13 protein-coding genes and 1 pseudogene are annotated in these 17,661 nt (G+C 45.5%); 8 read left to right on the top strand and 6 right to left on the bottom strand.

All coding sequences use genetic code 11. The features are described 5' to 3' along the window. A pseudogene (locus H6F56_RS09435) lies at positions 1-128 on the top strand (photosystem II q(b) protein); the annotation flags it as partial. A 149-nt stretch (positions 129-277) separates the two neighbouring features. Here the strand turns inward: H6F56_RS09435 and H6F56_RS09430 are convergent. Further along, a complete protein-coding gene (locus H6F56_RS09430) occupies positions 278-937 on the bottom strand; it encodes a class I SAM-dependent methyltransferase (RefSeq protein WP_190667127.1) in 660 nt (219 codons plus the stop codon). Positions 938-1,100: 163 nt separating this feature from the next. Between H6F56_RS09430 and trxB the strand changes: the two genes are divergently transcribed. From trxB to H6F56_RS09410, 4 genes are all read left to right on the top strand, one after another. Continuing rightward, complete coding sequence (trxB, locus tag H6F56_RS09425; protein ID WP_190667125.1) at positions 1,101-2,468, top strand: thioredoxin-disulfide reductase; 1,368 nt, start codon at positions 1,101-1,103, stop codon at positions 2,466-2,468. Between the two features lie 163 nt (positions 2,469-2,631). Then, entirely contained in the window at positions 2,632-3,789 is a 1,158-nt protein-coding gene (locus tag H6F56_RS09420; RefSeq protein ID WP_190667123.1) for a glycosyltransferase, read from the top strand. Positions 3,790-4,149: 360 nt separating this feature from the next. Further along, the gene (locus tag H6F56_RS09415) at positions 4,150-4,833 is read left to right on the top strand and encodes a GDSL-type esterase/lipase family protein (RefSeq protein WP_190667121.1); all 684 of its coding nucleotides are present in this window, start codon (positions 4,150-4,152) and stop codon (positions 4,831-4,833) included. Positions 4,834-5,014: 181 nt separating this feature from the next. Beyond that, a complete protein-coding gene (locus H6F56_RS09410; protein ID WP_190667119.1) occupies positions 5,015-7,129 on the top strand; it encodes a TIGR00300 family protein in 2,115 nt (704 codons plus the stop codon). A 36-nt stretch (positions 7,130-7,165) separates the two neighbouring features. Here the strand turns inward: H6F56_RS09410 and H6F56_RS09405 are convergent, their stop codons facing one another. The 3 genes from H6F56_RS09405 to H6F56_RS09395 form a co-directional block, all read right to left on the bottom strand. Beyond that, a complete protein-coding gene (locus H6F56_RS09405) occupies positions 7,166-7,867 on the bottom strand; it encodes a Uma2 family endonuclease (RefSeq protein WP_190667117.1) in 702 nt (233 codons plus the stop codon). A gap of 89 nt (positions 7,868-7,956) precedes the next feature. Then, positions 7,957-9,531 carry a Na+/H+ antiporter gene (locus tag H6F56_RS09400; RefSeq protein ID WP_190667115.1) on the bottom strand — a complete coding sequence of 525 codons (1,575 nt, stop codon included), beginning with the start codon at positions 9,529-9,531 and terminating at the stop codon, positions 7,957-7,959. A gap of 87 nt (positions 9,532-9,618) precedes the next feature. Further along, positions 9,619-10,128 (bottom strand): hypothetical protein, encoded by a 510-nt coding sequence (locus tag H6F56_RS09395; protein WP_199312660.1) that lies wholly within the window; start codon positions 10,126-10,128, stop codon positions 9,619-9,621. A 196-nt stretch (positions 10,129-10,324) separates the two neighbouring features. On the opposite strand from H6F56_RS09395, the gene H6F56_RS09390 reads away from it, so the two are divergent. Then, positions 10,325-11,353 carry a hypothetical protein gene (locus H6F56_RS09390; RefSeq protein WP_190667111.1) on the top strand — a complete coding sequence of 343 codons (1,029 nt, stop codon included), beginning with the start codon at positions 10,325-10,327 and terminating at the stop codon, positions 11,351-11,353. 180 nt (positions 11,354-11,533) lie between these two features. Here H6F56_RS09390 and H6F56_RS09385 read toward each other — a convergent pair whose 3' ends face one another. Together H6F56_RS09385 and H6F56_RS09380 are read right to left on the bottom strand one after the other, a co-directional pair. Further along, a complete protein-coding gene (locus H6F56_RS09385; protein WP_190667109.1) occupies positions 11,534-13,291 on the bottom strand; it encodes an N-acetylmuramoyl-L-alanine amidase in 1,758 nt (585 codons plus the stop codon). 531 nt (positions 13,292-13,822) lie between these two features. Next, entirely contained in the window at positions 13,823-14,827 is a 1,005-nt protein-coding gene (locus tag H6F56_RS09380) for an N-acetylmuramoyl-L-alanine amidase-like domain-containing protein (protein ID WP_309236481.1), read from the bottom strand. 707 nt (positions 14,828-15,534) lie between these two features. On the opposite strand from H6F56_RS09380, the gene H6F56_RS09375 reads away from it, so the two are divergent. Beyond that, positions 15,535-17,172, top strand: coding sequence for a CTP synthase (locus H6F56_RS09375; RefSeq protein WP_190667105.1), 1,638 nt, complete (start codon positions 15,535-15,537; stop codon positions 17,170-17,172). A 35-nt stretch (positions 17,173-17,207) separates the two neighbouring features. Then, positions 17,208-17,426 carry a hypothetical protein gene (locus H6F56_RS09370; protein ID WP_190667103.1) on the top strand — a complete coding sequence of 73 codons (219 nt, stop codon included), beginning with the start codon at positions 17,208-17,210 and terminating at the stop codon, positions 17,424-17,426. The last annotated feature ends 235 nt before the right edge of the window (positions 17,427-17,661 follow it).

Raw genomic sequence — 17,661 nt, 5'->3', positions numbered from 1 at the left:
ATGTGATCAACCGCGCCAACTTGGGGATGGAAGTGATGCACGAACGTAATGCTCACAACTTCCCGCTTGATTTGGCGGCCGGCGAGCAAACTCCTGTTGCTTTGACTGCTCCTGCTATCAATGGCTAAGTTTTAGCACCCAATTAAAAAAGCGCTCCTCACAAGGGGGCGCTTTTTTATTGGCTTGTTTTAACTGTGTTTTTGCAAAAGCTAGTTTTTTTAGAGATACCCCAGATTCCGTCGGTGATATAGAAGTCTTTTCGATTTGGGCAGAAGGTTTATTTTTGGATGCTTCTTTCTGCTGTCCAATGCCGGTTTGAGGATGGATAAACTTTGACATCCTTGAAACCGGCATCTTTTACTATCTGATTCACCTCTTCTAAGGTAAAGGCAGCATTTAGGGAATCCCGAAATAATTTTTTCTGATGCGCGTTACAATCAGCGGCGTACGAGTTAACTAACATATCCATAATTTTCTCATCAGCCGGTCGAAATAAGTCCCGAATAAAGATAGCACCGGCAGGCTTTAGCAACCGTTTGATTTCTCTGAAAAACGGCAGAGGATCGGGCAAATGGTGAACGATGCTATTTGAAATTACCATATCGAAGTGATGATCTGGATAAGGCAATTTTTTGGCATCAACCAGTTCCAATTGAATTTGCGATTGCAAGCCGGCTTTCTCTACATTCTTTGACCCAACTTGCAGCATATTTTTTGAGAGATCAATGCCGATAATTTGCCACTGCGGGCGCATTTGACTAATTAAAATGGGAATACGGGCTGTGCCGGTGCCGGCATCTAAAATAAGCCCTGCCGGTGGCCCTATTTCAACGGCACTTTGAGCAAAGGCTGTATTCACTTCTGTAAAGTCCATTGCGTCATACTCAATGGCTTCTTCCCAGGTATCCATCACTTCCGGTTCCAACACTCGCTGCATAAGTCTGTCCCTGAGGAATTTTAGATGTCAAACGGATTGTTCGCAGGCGCTGACTGCCCGTAGTTCAGCTTTGTGTGTTCCTTGTGATAGCAATCACTCATAATTGGAGACAAGCCGTTATAATACAGTTAAACGAAGTCGTTATGAGTTTGTAGTAAGCCCTATGACAAACCCAACTGTAGAAAATTTGGTGATTATTGGCTCGGGACCCGCCGGCTACACAGCAGCTATTTATGCCGGTCGTGCCAACCTAAAGCCGGTCGTCTTTGAAGGCTATCAAATGGGTGGCATCCCTGGTGGTCAACTAATGACGACGACGGAAGTTGAGAACTTTCCCGGCTTTCCAGAAGGCATCACCGGCCCTGCATTAATGGATCGGATGAAAGCGCAGGCGCAACGGTGGGGTGCTGAGTTATACACCGAAGATGTGATCTCTGTTGACTTGAGCCAGCGTCCATTTACGGTGCGTTCTGAGGAACGGGAAGTCAAAGCTCATACCATTGTAATCGCCACCGGCGCGACGGCGAAACGCTTAGGATTGCCCAATGAGCGCGCGTTTTGGAGTAACGGCATCTCAGCTTGTGCGATTTGTGATGGTGCTACGCCAATTTTTAAAGGCGTTGATTTGGCAGTTATTGGTGCCGGCGACACCGCAGCGGAAGAATCCATTTATCTCACAAAGTATGGAACTCACGTTCATCTGCTGGTGCGTTCAGATAAAATGCGGGCTTCTAAAGCCATGCAAGACCGCGTTTTAAGCAATCCTAAAATTACCGTTTACTGGAACACAGTAGCCGTTGATGTTCTAGGTACGGATGGCGGCCACATGAACGGAGTGAGACTTAAAAATACCGAAACTGGCGAAGAAAGCGATCTGCCGGTGAAGGGTTTATTTTACGCCATCGGTCACACCCCGAATACGCAAATTTTCAAGGGTCAGTTAGAACTTGATGAGATCGGTTATGTTGTCACCAAGCACGGTTCGGTAGAAACCAGTGTTGAAGGGGTTTATGCGGTTGGTGACGTGCAAGATCATGAATTTCGACAGGCGATCACTGCTGCCGGCAGCGGCTGTATGGGGGCAATGTTAGCAGAACGCTGGCTCTCACTACACGGTTTGGCGCAGGAGTTTAAACAAGCAGAAGAATCTGGAAAGCCGGCTGAACCAACGAATGAAAAACAGGCTGATACAGCAGACACATTCGATCCAGAGGTAACGCACCATGCCGGTGGTTTTGCTTTGCGGAAGCTGTTCCATGACAGTAATCGCTTGATTATGGTGAAGTATGCCTCACCCACCTGCGGCCCTTGTCACACACTCAAGCCTATTTTACATAAGGTTGTGGATGAGTTCGATGGCAAGATGCACTATGTTGAAATTGACATCGAAGCCGATCAAGATATTGCTCAAAATGCCGGTGTCACCGGCACGCCAACCATTCAGTTTTTCAAGAACAAAGAATTGCTGGCAGAAATGAAAGGCGTTAAGCAAAAAAGCCAATATCGGCAAATGATTGAAAGCAATTTGTAAGGATTGCCGGTTGTAAAGGTACACTCATGAGTGTGCCTTTCTTGCTTTTTAGGATAAAGTGTTACAAATGCTGAATCAATTACTTAGGTCTGCAAAGATTTTAACAGATTCTCAGACTGTCAATTAAAATTTCGAGGTAGCCAGTGTTATTTGGTGTAGTAAAATGAACGACCTGCAATCAACAGAAAAACCTTTGCTGTCTCTTTGCATGATTGTCAAAAATGAAAGCCAAAATTTACCGCGTTGTTTAGCCAGTGCTCAACCGTATGTCGATGAGATTATTGTTGTAGACACCGGCTCGGAAGATAATACCCTAGAAATCGCTGCCCGCTATGGAGCTAAAATTGGTTACTTCAATTGGTGTGATGATTTTTCTGCGGCCCGCAATTACTCGCTCTCGCTGGTTTCTGGTGACTGGATATTAGTTGTGGATGCTGATGAAGAATTAGTCATCAACTCAGAGAGTTTTTGGGTTCAACTTTCTTCTCATCCTGAAATTTTTGCCTACTCTATCATCCGAACTGAAGCGAACGATGAAAGCATGGCCCCTTTGTACCATGTCAGATTATTTCGCAACCTTCCAGAGTTGAGTTATAGTGGCGTATTGCACGAGCAATTAAGATATAACGATCAACCTTTAAGCGCAGAACGAGTCAGTTATTTAGAAAATTTTAGAATGCTACATTATGGCAATACTCAAGAACTCACAGATTTAAAAACGCTTAATCGGAACCTTCCTATTTTGGAACGTGCCCGACAGGAAAAGGGGCTTAGCCTCATGCTTTTGTACTGCCTTGCTGGAATGTATGATAGAACCGGGCAAAGAGAAAAAGCCCATGAATGCTACGCCCAAGCTTTTGACAATCTGCTGCCTCACTTGCTCAATAGTAATCCTCCTGATGATTTTGGCTTTGTCCCTTCGTTAGTTTTTACTTTGGCAGCGCAATGTTTGCTACAGCAAGATTATGAAACAGCTCGGTTGCTTTGCCAGCGAGGTCTCGAATGGTGCCCAAATTACCCGCCAATCAATTATATTGCAGGAATCACGCTCATTGCTTTAGGATTTCCTTTAGGTGCTGTGACATATTTTGACAACTGCCTGCAAATGGGTAAAGAAGATAGCTACTACAAAGGGGAGCCTTTTGAACGGAGTTTTATTACGACCGATCCAGCGTTTGAGATGGGAAGAGCATACCTGGAGTTAGGACATTTTCAGCAAGCGATAGCTGCGTTTGAGCTTGCGCTATCTTTTGATGCTAGCTTCACAGATGCTCAACAGCAAATAGAGAACATTAGGCAGCTATTATCCATTCAAGCTTAGGTTTTACAAAAAGTCTTCGAGTGGCTTACTACTTTAAAATAGGGGAGGGCTGGAAAAAAGATTTTTATACTTTCGCTTTGAGCGCAGGTTATGCCTTTTGGTAGGAACAATTTGAAACATATTTTTATTGTTTTAAATGCAATTCTTAAATAAATTTGTTAGTGAGTGAAAGTAAAAAAAAATATTTATTACCCAAATGAAACCTTGTCTAAAATAAAGCATTTAAAAATTACCTACTTTTCTGCAACTTAAAGATTTAAAGCCTTTAAATTTTAGATTTTTGTTTTAATTAAATAAAAATCTAAAGTTGATCACAATATTCTATTGTTTATCGCCTGTTAAACTAAAATCTCAAGTTTTATGAAAATGTACAAGTGGCTGTCTTTCCTGGCTTTAACATTAAGTTCCCTGCTGCTAGTGGCGAGCTGCCAAAGCCAGACATTACATGTAAAAAATCTCAACCTTGGCACCGGCACCCAAATTATTGTCTTAGGTGACAGCATCGCTTCTGGTTATGGCGTAGCGCCGGAAGCCGCATTTCCTAGCGTTTTGAGTCGGCAACTCGGTTTACCTATCGTTAATCAAGGTATTAGCGGCAATACAACGGCAATGGGATTAAATCGATTGCAAACGGATGTGATCGCCGGCAGCCCTTGGTTAGTCATTGTAGAGCTTGGCGGAAACGATTTTCTGCAAAAATTACCGAAACCAGAAACCGAAAAAAATCTGCGCGAGATTGTCACTTCTGTGCAAGAGTCCGGTGCGATTGCCGTCTTGTTAGGCATAGAACTCGGTATTTATGTGGATGAATACAAGGAATTGTATGAGAGAGTAGCGCAAGATACAAAAGCTCATCTCATTCCTCAAGTTACTAAGGGAATTTTGGATAATCCACGCTACCGGCAAGATGATATTATCCATCCAAATCAGGCAGGACATCAGCTTTTAGCCACTCGCATCGCCCAACAGTTAAAGCCTTTATTAGAAAAAGCAACTTGGCCGCCAGCATTGTTAAAATTTCAAGACAATATTAAGAAGCCCTAATCTTTAGCCACCGCCATCCCAAGGCGCGTGATAAAGTAGAATATTGTCCTTTAATCTCCACTTCAGTTTCAATTTTTCTAAAAGCACTCTTTGTTCCTGAAGAGAAAAAACGAGTGACTTTGGCGGTGGCTGTAGAGAATTCGGTTAACGGCTGTTTGTCCTGTTATAGTTTCATTTTCTTATGAACGAATCGATTCGTTTCCTCATGTGTGCCCCTGACCATTACGACGTGGATTATGTGATTAATCCTTGGATGGAAGGGAATATCCACAAATCCTCGCGAGATCGTGCCGTAGAGCAGTGGCATAAGCTTTATCACGTCCTGAAAGAAAATGCACTCGTAGACTTGGTGAAGCCCGAACAAGGTTGGCCAGATATGGTGTTTACAGCCAACGCCGGCCTGGTTTTGGGCAAGACGGTGGTACTCAGCCGCTTCCTCCACAAAGAGCGACAAGGCGAGGAACCTCACTTCAAAGCGTGGTTCGAGTCACAGGGTTACACCGTCCATGAACTGCCCAAAGATTTACCCTTTGAAGGTGCCGGCGACGCACTGCTAGATCGGGAAGGACGCTGGCTGTGGGCAGGATACGGCTTCCGTTCCGAACTTGACGCTCATCCGTTTTTAGCAAAATGGCTGGATATTGAGGTGATTTCGTTGCAGCTTGTAGATGAGCGATTCTATCACCTAGATACCTGCTTCTGCCCCCTCAATGGCGGCTATTTGCTCTATTACCCACCGGCATTTGATTTTTACTCAAACCGCATCATTGAAATGCGCGTGCCGGCAGAAAAACGCATTGCCATTGGGGAACCAGATGCCGTCAACTTCGCTTGCAATGCCGTCAATATTGACTCAATTGTGGTGATGAATAAGGCGAGTGAAGAACTCAAGAAACGCCTTACTACAGTTGGGTTTGAGGTGATTGAAACCGCCTTAACAGAGTTTCTTAAAGCAGGGGGTGCTGCCAAGTGCCTGACGCTGCGGGTGACTGAGCCGGTGCGGGAAGAAGCCAAAGCCTACGTGCCGGTGGAAAGTCGCGTCGTGCGGCTGGAAGGACACCTGCTGGACTCCGGCTTGATCAACCGCGCTTTAGACACGATTATGGAAGGCGGTGGCAGTTTCCAAGTCTTGAATTTTAATTTAGGAGAGCAGCGACAAAGCACTTCCTCCGCCGAGGTGAAGGTATCAGCACCTTCCCATGAGGTAATGGAAGAAATCATGACGCTGCTGATCGATCTCGGTGCGGTGGCACCTCCCCAAGAGGTTTGCGATACGAATTTAGAACCCGTGCTGCAAGACGGTGTGGCACCTGATGATTTTTATGTGACGACAATTTACCCCACGGAAGTGCGGGTAGATTGCCAGTGGATCAAGGTGCAAAATCAGCGTATGGATGGCGCGGTTGCGGTGACACGCACCCCTGAAGGGCCGATAGCCAAGTGCAAACTGCTGCGGGATCTAAAAGTCGGCGAGTCCGTTATCGTCGGTGTGGACGGCATTCGCACGGTGCGTAAGACAGAATCACGGGAGCAACGCAATAGCCAAGAATTCAGCTTTATGTCTGGTAGCGTTTCTAGTGAGCGCCGTGTCGAGTTGGTGGTGGAGCAAGTCGCTTGGGAACTGCGGCAAATCCGCGATCGCGGCGGTAAAGTTGTGGTGACAGCAGGGCCTGTTGTCATCCACACCGGCGGCGGCGAACATCTGACTCATTTAATCCGGGAAGGCTATGTCCAAGGGTTATTGGGCGGCAATGCGATCGCGGTGCATGACATTGAGCAATCAATGATGGGGACATCTTTGGGTGTGGATATGAAGCGCGGGGTTGCAGTTCGTGGCGGACACCGGCACCACTTGAAGATTATTAACACGATTCGCCGGTGTGGCAGTATTGCCGCAGCAGTGGAGCAAGGCATCCTCACAAATGGCGTGATGTATGAATGTGTGAAGCACAATGTACCTTTCTCACTAGCCGGCTCGATTCGGGATGATGGCCCATTGCCGGATACCCAGATGGATTTGATTAAAGCGCAAGAAGAGTATTCGCGTCTAATTACCGGCGCGGATATGATTTTGATGCTGTCTTCAATGCTGCACTCAATCGGTGTGGGAAATATGACGCCGGCTGGAGTCAAAATGGTCTGTGTGGATATTAACCCGGCAGTGGTGACGAAGTTAAGTGATCGCGGTTCAGTGGAATCAATCGGCGTTGTCACCGATGTGGGATTGTTCCTCAGCTTGCTGGTGAAGCAGTTGGATCAATTGACGAGTCCTTATCCAATCTCTCAAGCTGTTTAATTAGTAGTAGGGTGCGTTAAAAATGCACCCTACCGATTAAAGGTTATCTGGGTCAATATTTAATTCTCTGAGTTTTGCCGCCAATTTTTCTGCGCGTTGTTGCGCTAATTCTTTCTGTTGTTTCTCTGACTCGGCTGATTCTTCCGGTGTGGGAACTAGCTCACCCTCTGGCGTAAAAAAACGCAACTTTCTCTGATAAATACCCAAGTATAAATTTAGCTGCTGACTCCACAGCCGGCCTTGAGAATTTGGTTCTAGGGGTTGATATTGACCATCGACTAAATGAAAGCCGGCAAATTCTAAAGTTTCAGGATCGAACCAAAAATAATCAGGTGTGCGGAAAGTATCTTGGTAGATTTGTTTCTTCAGTCCTCGATCCGTGCCGGCTGTTGTCTCAGAAAGAAGTTCCACAATTAAATTAGGATATTTACCGTCTTCTTCCCAAACCACCCAACTTTTGCGGGGTTTGCGTTCAGTTCCCAAAACCACAAAAAAATCTGGCCCCCGGAAATCCTCAGATTTGCGCTGGCGGGGACTGTAGTAGATGGTGAGATTGCCGGTGGCGAAAAAGTCATTTTTATCTCGCCATAACCAGTCAAGACATTTTATCAGCAGCATCATCTGCTGCAAATGCAGATAAGTTTCCAATTGCGGTTCGTCGCTATATAAATCACCGGGTGGAAAGATAACATCTTGGGGAATGTTTTCTGGGGTGTCGATATCTTTAGCAACAGACATAGCCGGCTACCCAGGAAAGAGTCTAATTATGATTAGTTTAACTTAAGGGGGAGTGGGGCAAGTGCCCCAAGAAAATTCACCGTGAAGATTTAACCTTTATTTTCATCCCCTGAACTAAGGATTTCTTGCAAGAAAGGAGAAAGTTCATTATTTAATTGGCCGGCTCGAACAAACTCCGCATAGGTGTCAGCTTCAATCGCTAACAATTCCTCTCGCAACTGTTCAATTGCATACTCTCGCATTTGGGAGTTTTGCTGACGCAATTCGTTAATTTCTTCTTGCAAATCGTTAAGTTGACCTTGAACTAAAGCCGTTTGATATCGATAAAATTCTGGCTCAATTTCTGGACGTTTATCTACTTCCTGAAGGCGATCCATAACACGCATGAGTGCCACTCGACGCGCCAAAACTTCTCGGTATTTTTGACGCAAAGGTTCATCCCCTAAAAGCTTCAGAATTTCTAGTAATGGTTTCGTTGTTAAACCTTGTACTAAAAGCGTAAAAAGCACCACTCCAAATACGATAGCAATAATTTCTTCTCGTCCTTGTACAGCGATGGGTACGCTCAAAGCGAGGGCAATAGAAACAGAACCCCTTAAACCTCCCCACCACAAAACAGTTTGCTCTTTCCAGTTAATTTCTGAATTCGCAATTGCGTTACTCAAATTTCCTAAACTATAGATAGCAATTGCTCGCGTTAAAATCACAGCGGCAATTGTAATCGCAATCGAGCCAAAATTATTGATTAAACTGGAAAAGTGAATTTGATCTCCAATCAGCAAAAATACAATAGAATTAACGAAAAAGGCAAGAAAATCCCAAAACTCACTGACAATGACTCGCGTTCGCGGATTCATACCAATTCGAGAGCCAAAATTGCCTAATATCAACCCAACTGTGACAACACCAATTACCCCAGAACCCCCACATTCTTCGGTAATAATATAGGTGCCATACGCAGAAACCAACGTTAAAGATTGTTCCACTAAAGGTAAGTCAAATCGCTGGGTTAGGTAGGAAATTCCAAACCCAATCAATCCTCCCACGCCAAGGCCAATTCCTACAAAAACGAAAAATTTAACAATGCTCGTTTGAACATCAAATTCTTGGATTCCTAAAGGAATTCCGACTAGCAAACTAAAAGCAACAACTGCAACACCATCATTAAATAAACTCTCTCCTTCCATTACAGTGCTGATGCGTTTGGGTGCGCCGAGTTCTCGTAAGAGGGCGACAACTGAAACGGGGTCAGTTGCGGACAAACTAGCACCGACTAATAAAGCGGTTGCTAGGGGGACTCCTGCTAATTTATTAATGCCGAAAGCAATTCCAACAATCGAAATAATCACGCCGAAAACTGCAAACAAAGTCACCGGCACTAAATTCTGCTTTAACCCAGACCATTTCAAATTCCAAGCCGCTTCAAATAACAGTGGTGGTAAAAAGATTGAAAGAATCAGTTGAGGTGAGAGGTCAACTAATCGCACATCAACCAATGCCAACCCTAGCCCGACAATCACCAGTAATAAAGTGTAGGGAATATTGCGAAACCAACTGAAAACTTGTGGGAGAGTTGCCACACTCAGGGAAACAGAAAGAACGAGCAGAAATTGCTTTAAATTTGTAGAAATTGCGCTATGTTCAGCAAGAGTTTCTACCGCCATAAATGCCTCTCTGGTTAACTAATTTTTATACCCAGCGTATTGACTTAGAAAGCAATGTTATAGGCTTTTAAAATTTGGATATTTTGACTAGAAATGCGTTACCAAATTTTGCTCAAGCACTTGAACAAAGCCAATTGCTATTTGAATGATAGGCCAGCCTACTAAACAAATCGATGCAGCCCAACGAGTCTTGATATCTAAACCTTGGCGGACTGCAACAATGACAGCTAACAAACTCCATACGGCTAGGATTAACTCAATGGGGCGTCCCAGTAAAGGAATTAATGTTAAGAAATTGAGCACTTGGGGAGCATAGGCAAAGCCAATAGGAATCAGCAAATCTCTGTAGGTGACGTGATTGGGTTTTAGCCATTGCCCGATTTTTGAAATAGTAAACGTCCAAAAATAGTAGCCTCCTATAATGCTGAGGCCGTCTATCAAAAGTGCTAGAACTAGGATAGAAGGCTTGGCCAAGTTAATCAATAAGATCACGAAGCTACCCAGCACATGAGATAGTGCTGCTAAGATAACAATCGTTCTGGCTATCTGGGTGGTTGCAGGAGTGATCGGAGCATTCTCATAGAAATTGGCATCCAATGTTAGTGCACTCCTAAGCGTCGCCCATAAACTTCTTTTTGAGTCTTTGCCACTCACGCTGCCTTTTTTCTCCTCTTAGTTAATCGCAACTTTGATAAAATACTATTTCATAGAGAAACCTACCACAAAAAGTTCAAAAAATTTTGCTGGCGTGCAGGGCTTGACAAAATTCTATTCTTTACCTCAACCTGATTAAATGCTGCAGTTAATTGGTCAGATACTTCGCTGGTTTAGGGGTGGAACCTTGAATCTACTGATCCTGGCAGGAATTATTTTGCTAGTTTGGGGATTCTTTGCGCCGGTGGGAACGCTGGTATGGTGGCTGGATCAAGGGGCTGAAATTATCGGTTTGCGGAAAAACCGGCTGAAACAGTTACCTGCCGGCAATGGTTCAAATGCTGCGGCAAAACTGGCAAAGGTAAACTGTTATATTATCTTTTTGCCTGGAGTGGGGGATTTTTCTGCAGATGAATTAACCCCTGGAGAAGAAACTTTTTTAAATCGTTTAGTGCAGAAGCATCCTAATTGCGTTGCGGTTTCAGATGTTTTTCCTTATTCAGCCTCTAATCAAAGTTTAGGGGGGCAGCGACTGTTTGGGCCAGTATGGCGCTTTGCAAATAATGCTAAAGGCTGGCGAACAATTGGAGATATTTTAGTTAAAATTCGCAATCTTTGGCGATTTGCAATTTCTGTTGATCCGCGCTATGGCCCTGTTTACAATCAAGGAATTGCCACAGCAATTATTGAGCGGATGAAAGCCAAGCAATCACTACCGACTTCCTCCGATAAACCACTCAACATTGTATTAATTGGAACAAGCGGCGGTGTGCAAGTTGCTCTGGGTGCAGCCCCCTATCTTAACCAGTGGTTAAACGCACAGATTTCTGTGGTTTCTATTGGGGGTGTTTTTAATGGAACGAATGGATTTGAGGCGGCTGATCAAGTCTATCATCTTCAAGGCCGGCAAGACTGGATTGACAATATCGGCAGTATTGTATTTCCATCGCGGTGGTATGGGAATGTAGGATCACCTTTCAATCAAGCACGTCTAGCCGGCGATTATAAAGCTCACATAATCGGCACACACGCTCATGATGGTGAGAAAGGTTATTTTGGTGAATATCCTCTTCAAGAAAGCAGCGTCACCTATGTAGATGTAACGATTGAAGAAGTGAATAAGCTTCCTATTTGGAACTTGAAAAATCCCCCCGTCAACTCTAAGTAAGAATTCGGTGCAAGCAGAGATTTCTGATAATTTTTACAAAACCTTGCAGTTTTTGAAAATACCGCAAGCAGAAGGCCGGTTTGACAGGTGCAGGGCAGACGAAATGCCCGCCCCTCAAGTTAATTAATCTGCGAAACCAATGGGTTGCCAACGCCCTTAAAGACTGAAGAAATTTAACTTTTATTGACTTCTGTCAACCCATTTACTGATCCCATCCGCCAAGGTACTTGCTAATCTTTTTTGTTCTTCCGGATTGACAATCCACTCAAATTCTTCGGGATTAATCATAAACCCCAATTCCAGCAAAACAGATGGGGTAACCGTAGGACGGGTTAGGGCTAAGTTGTTCCAAAACACGCCATAGGAAGGCCGCTTTAACCTTTGCACTAAATAGTCATGCAAAAACACTGCTAAAGGTTGGGCTTGGGGATGATACCAAAACGTGCCGACGCCTTTCGTCTTCATCGCATCACCGCTATCAGGCAAAGCATTGTAGTGAATGCTGAGCGCAATATTTGGCTCTTGCTGTTCAATCATACCCACCCGATCTTGAGGGTATAAATCTTCATCTCCCTCGCGGGTCATATACACCGTTGCACCGCGCTTTACTAATTCATCTCGCAACAGTTTTGACACCACTAAAGTGACATCTTTTTCGGGATAGCCGGTTGGTCCCCTAGAACCCATATCATTTGGGCTGCCATGTCCGGGATCAAGAAGAATTCGGACACCGGCAAGCGGCTGATTACTAGGAAGATCCGGCGGTGGATTTCGCAAAGACAGCACCAGCGTCGTGCCTTCATACCTTAGCTTGTAGCCCCACTGCTGCTGGCTTTTGAAATTAAACGTATACTGCACTTGTCCGGGAACCGCTTGCTGCCACTCAAAGCGGGAAATCACTGGGTTATCGCCGAGGCGAATTGTATCCGTTTGGGCAGTGGTATTGTACAGCGTCAGCGTTAAACTACGGTTACCTTGCTGCACATTCACCGGCACCGGCACTTGCAGGGGGAACAGCACCTCTGTCCAATTCTCAACCTCGCGGGAAGTCACCCCGCGAATCAGCGATTTCGGCGGGACTGAACCTTCAATAATCCGCGTTTCTTCACTCTTGATCCAACCGCCATAGTCGAGTAGCAACCATTCGCCCTCACGACCTGTAATGGCCGCCTGCGTGCCTTTTGGCAGGGGCGTCAGGCGAGAAAAATCGCTACTCGGTCCTGTTCTGGCGACGCCGGCATCAGCAGATACTTGGGCGGTTGCCAGTTGTCCAGGCGACAGAATTCTAATGGTTCCTGGCCCTTGTTCGGAGATTGTCTGACCATTAAGGGTTAGCAGGAATTTCGGTTGCCCCCAATTTCCCACTGTTGCCGGTGCTGCAATACAACCCTGATACTGTCCCGCTGATCGGGCTATCGGCTCATTTTGGCCGGTTAAAACCGCTGAATTCGGTGCCAAAGTGGTGGTTAGGGGTTGGGAACTTAGGGGAAACTTCAGCTTGCCGAGCTGGACGGAAACCTCAGCATTTGCCGGCGCGACAGCACTAAAACAAATCAACTCTCCCGGCATTCTGGCAACGTTTGCAGCAGGGGTGAGGGAACCTTCCGCAAACCCCACTTTTTCGGGCACCTGCGGCCCGCCTAATGTCCGCGTTACCTTAATTTGCATTTGTTGGTTTTCGTAGCGCAATGTAAACACATTCTCGCCGAGCTGGAGAGGGAAACTGGGAGCAAAATGGCCGGCCTGACTACGCTCAATTTTCTGACCGTTAATCGCAACTTCTCCCGCCGGCGGCGCGGTGCCAATCAAGAATATCTTATCTGAGGTGGTTGTATGATTTTGGGGTGGATAGGCTACAAATAGCAGTTGATCTGCGCGAGCGGAAGATGATATTACCATCACAGAACCTAATGTCAGCAGTCCTAATATTTTATTCATAATAAATTTCCATTATTGCAGCGATACCCTATTTCATAATTGCTGTTTTTCATGCTATCCCATTTTCTGTTCGGGCAGCAGCAGATTTTTTTCTATTTCTCCTTAAAACGTGGAAATTTTGTTTTTTTTAGGGAGCAGTCAGCTAAAATCATTTTATTCAAATAATTCTCCCTAAAATCAATCTAATTATTGAAAAGTAAACTTACTCAACTAAATTTATTTTAGCTCAATTTTCTTGTAATTTGTCTGTTAGAATGGCTATTATTTTTTTAACTTTAAAAAAAGATTTTTTAATTGGTGCATCAAGCTTCAGAATATAAACTTATTTCTTTATTTAAACATAGTTAATGTCGGCCCATCAATAAATGAATGCTTATTTTGCATTGCTCTAATTCTTTTGAATCTTGGCAATTAAAAGCGTTCAAATCGCTGATTAGCAGCGCCAAATTGAAACTATTTAAAAGCTTCCCAAACGCTAAAATTTTCCATCCTGTTAAAAAGTGCGGCGGTCTTCAGCTCGTCGTCTAAAAGCTAAAATGCTTGACGGGAAGCTGTTTGCCGTGAGTCAGCAGGACGCGCTAATATAACGCCAACCGTACTTTCGACAGCTTCGACATAAGCTTGTAAATCACGAGCTATTTTCACTTCTCCACTTGGAGAAGCATGAATAAACCCAATACTGCCATCAGAATTCTGGTAAACGAGGCCAGTGTGCGTTACATCCAGTCCTTCCACCTCGGTTGCTATGGCTACAACGTCTCCCGGTAGCAGCCGGCTATAGACCGTATGGATCTCGTTTTTGGGAATGTAATCCACTTTAAGTTGAGCAAGATTTGCTTCCATGCCGACAATACACTCATAAGCTTCATCATCGTTAGCAAGTTGCAGATAACTGCTTCGATGTTGGCTCATAAAATTTAGTTGGTTATTTAAGGGAATTCCCCCAAAACTTTGGGTCAAATTTTGAACGCCTCCGCGTTTTTGGTTGTCTGCTATCCACTCGGAAAAATAATGTAGCCGACTGCAATAGCCATTCATTTCACCATTGCGGTATCGCTGATTCTGAATGTGGCCGGCAAAACTTTGGTAAGAATAATCTTGCAACGCCACACCCCGCGCCATCGCCAGCACAGTTTCGATAAATAGCACGCAGTCAAACCCCTCAAGGGATAAAACAAGCGTTTCTTGGTTAGACTTATCTAACAAACCGGCGGCGTAAGGAGTGCCAACAAATTGCTCGGCTATTGTTTGGATAATCTCTCCCATCGGACGCTGAGACAAATTTTGCCCTATCGCATACTGCATCACTTCCCGGAAGCGGACTCCACTTTGCGTCTTGGCAACTTCCTGAGGTAAATTAAACAGATTTTCTCCTCGCTGCTGCGGTAAACTGGCGATCAGATCGCCTGTTGCTTTGTGTTCAAGCGCCAAAGTATTCACCGGCATCTGTGCTTTGGCATGGAGGACAGCCGGTGGGTAAGCGACCGCGAGGGGTTGAGCTGTCCAAGCGGGAAACGTCATTACAGACCCAAGCACGGCCAATCCTGCAAATTTTCTCATATTTTCCCAGTGTTTCAGCGATAACGGATTTTTTAAGGTTTCTAAGCAACCGAACTTGATTTTAGTTGAATTTGGAGCCGGCACACGCATCAGCCCAATTTTGGATTTTAACAAATAAGCTTCTACTGTTCAGGCCGGCAATGTTCCGTATAAATTATGATGGGGACAGCTAGGTTTTGGGTATTTGGGGATCTAAAACTGACTAGCGCTTTGAATTGTTATCAAAAAATTTACAGGACGAACTCATTACTATCCGGCTGTTTTATTCTGGAGTTGCTGGTCAAAAGACAAAGGTTATAAAACTGCCTAACGGATACAGGTGAAAGCAGTTTTTTAGTTGGCTCTTATGCCTATTAATCTATCGGTAAAAATAAAATTTAGTCAGGTGTGAAAGGATAAAATCAGGCTGAATTTCTATACTTGCCTTTTTAAGGGAGAAAAGCTTATTTCCAATTTTCCATTTCCTATTGTTAACAAAGTGTAAAATATTACAGAGATCACGCAATCATTTGGGCTAGGAAGTCTGGCGACTTTTTATAAGTCTGTAGGAAGAATGCTATCCTGTCATCTGGGTTGTGTGCAGGCAACAGCTGGTGACCGCCCCAGCTGAATGCTCACAGCTAAGGCTGTGCCGCAATTGGCATCAGGCGCTGGCGGGGAAATCTAAGCATTTGACGAAGTTTATGACTAAGTTTGTATTTGTGACGGGTGGGGTCGTCTCCAGTATTGGCAAAGGTATTGTAGCGGCAAGTCTGGGCCGGCTGCTAAAATCGCGCGATTATTCTGTTTCAATCTTAAAGCTTGACCCCTATATTAATGTCGATCCGGGCACGATGAGTCCCTTCCAGCATGGGGAAGTCTTTGTCACACAAGATGGTGCGGAAACCGACTTGGACTTGGGACACTACGAACGCTTTACAGACACCTCTATGTCCCGCCTCAACAGTGTCACCACCGGCTCAATTTATCAAGCGGTGCTCAATAAAGAGCGTCGCGGCGAGTATCAAGGTGGCACCGTACAGGTGATCCCGCACATCACTACTGAAATTAAAGAGCGTATCCACCGAGTTGCTAAAGATACCAATCCGGATGTGGTGATTACGGAAATTGGGGGCACCGTCGGGGATATTGAATCCCTCCCGTTCCTCGAAGCGATCCGCCAGTTCCGCAAAGATGTAGGGCGCAATAATGTGCTGTATATGCACGTCACCCTCTTGCCCTGGATTCCTGCAGCCGGCGAGATGAAAACCAAGCCGACACAGCACTCAGTTAAAGAACTGCGATCTATTGGGATTCAACCGGATATTTTGGTGTGCCGGTGTGATCGGCCCCTGCAACAAGGCATGAAAGACAAACTCTCTGAATTCTGCGATGTGCCGGTGGAAAGTGTGATTACCGCTAAAGATGCCAGCAGTATTTATGAAGTGCCGCTCATGCTAGAACGGGAAGGGCTAGCTCAGCAAGTGCTCGACTTGTTCCAGCTTGAACAGCGCCAACCCAACCTCAGCCACTGGCAAAGTATTGTAGATCGCTTGTATCAAGGAGGGCAGCAGATTGAGATTGCAATTGTTGGTAAATACGTGCGGCTGACGGATGCCTACCTCTCAGTCATAGAAGCCGTGCGCCATGCTGCAATCGCAATGGGAGCCTCGCTCAATGTGCGCTGGATCAACTCAGAAGACCTGGAAACTTACGGTGCCGAATCTTATCTTCAAGATATCGATGGCATCCTGGTGCCGGGTGGGTTTGGTGTGCGAGGAGTCGATGGAAAAATTGCGGCTATTGAGTACGCCCGCCAGCACAATATTCCTTTTCTAGGGTTGTGTTTGGGAATGCAGTGTTCCGTCATTGAATGGGCGCGTCACATTGCCACGCTAGCAGATGCGAACAGTGCCGAATTTGACCCTGACACCCGAAATCCAGTGATCAATCTCTTGCCGGAACAGCAAGATGTTGTGGATTTAGGCGGCACCATGCGACTGGGACTGTATCCCTGCCGTTTGGCACCCGATACCTTAGCGTTCAGTCTCTACCAGGATGAGGTCGTCTACGAACGCCACCGGCATCGCTATGAATTTAATAATGCCTATCGCAATCTGTTTTTAGAAAGCGGCTTTAAAATCAGCGGCACCTCTCCCGATGGGCGCTTAGTGGAAATCATTGAACTCCCCAATCACCCCTTCTTCATTGCCACCCAATTCCACCCAGAGTTCCAGTCGCGACCAAATATGCCCCACCCCCTGTTCAAGGGTTTTATTCAGGCGGCAATCGAGCGTTTGCAACCGGCAGTAGCACCAGCAGTGCCGGTTGAAGTATTTTGAGGCCGGCGTGCGGGGTTTTGAGCGGAGGAGGTCGTGTGGCGCACTGGATCAAGATATGCTATGAGCGAGACAAACAGATTTACGTGCTCGATCTCGATCGCATCAGCGCCTTCTCCTTGTCTTGGAATGGCCGGTTAACGCTTTACTTTCCGGGTGGCGAAACCAGCATCGTGTTGACTCAGCAAAGCGATCCAGAAGCCTACAGCAAGGTTCTTGACTTCATTAAAGAAACAACTGGCTTTCCTTTACCGTAAAGGTAAGCGGGCAAGGCTATGCCAACTTAAAGGTATTGGGATTGGCCATTAAGCTTTCAGCCTTTCCCACCCTTGCCTCAGTGGAATCTCCACAAGTCATTGCTAGTCTACTGTTAAGCTTCTACTCATTTGCTAATTTTAGTTTGACAAGTTTGCAGGCACGCCCTAGAGGGGGATAGGGAGAGAGTTGCCAATTCTATGCCTGTACCGTTCTTGTGGGCGCAGCCTTGCGTGA

The organism is Microcoleus sp. FACHB-672, from assembly GCF_014695725.1.
Classification (GTDB): Bacteria; Cyanobacteriota; Cyanobacteriia; order Cyanobacteriales; family Oscillatoriaceae; genus FACHB-68.
The sequence above is the reverse complement of the archived record's forward strand: the minus strand, read 5'-3'. Positions and strand labels throughout refer to the sequence as shown.

Coding starts and splice junctions, on each gene's coding strand:
- H6F56_RS09430 (WP_190667127.1), bottom strand. CDS start 937: ATGCAGCGAGTGTTGGAACCGGAAGTGATGGATACCTGGGAAGAAGCC.
- trxB (WP_190667125.1), top strand. CDS start 1,101: ATGACAAACCCAACTGTAGAAAATTTGGTGATTATTGGCTCGGGACCC.
- H6F56_RS09420 (WP_190667123.1), top strand. CDS start 2,632: ATGAACGACCTGCAATCAACAGAAAAACCTTTGCTGTCTCTTTGCATG.
- H6F56_RS09415 (WP_190667121.1), top strand. CDS start 4,150: ATGAAAATGTACAAGTGGCTGTCTTTCCTGGCTTTAACATTAAGTTCC.
- H6F56_RS09410 (WP_190667119.1), top strand. CDS start 5,015: ATGAACGAATCGATTCGTTTCCTCATGTGTGCCCCTGACCATTACGAC.
- H6F56_RS09405 (WP_190667117.1), bottom strand. CDS start 7,867: ATGTCTGTTGCTAAAGATATCGACACCCCAGAAAACATTCCCCAAGAT.
- H6F56_RS09400 (WP_190667115.1), bottom strand. CDS start 9,531: ATGGCGGTAGAAACTCTTGCTGAACATAGCGCAATTTCTACAAATTTA.
- H6F56_RS09390 (WP_190667111.1), top strand. CDS start 10,325: ATGCTGCAGTTAATTGGTCAGATACTTCGCTGGTTTAGGGGTGGAACC.
- H6F56_RS09385 (WP_190667109.1), bottom strand. CDS start 13,291: ATGAATAAAATATTAGGACTGCTGACATTAGGTTCTGTGATGGTAATA.
- H6F56_RS09375 (WP_190667105.1), top strand. CDS start 15,535: ATGACTAAGTTTGTATTTGTGACGGGTGGGGTCGTCTCCAGTATTGGC.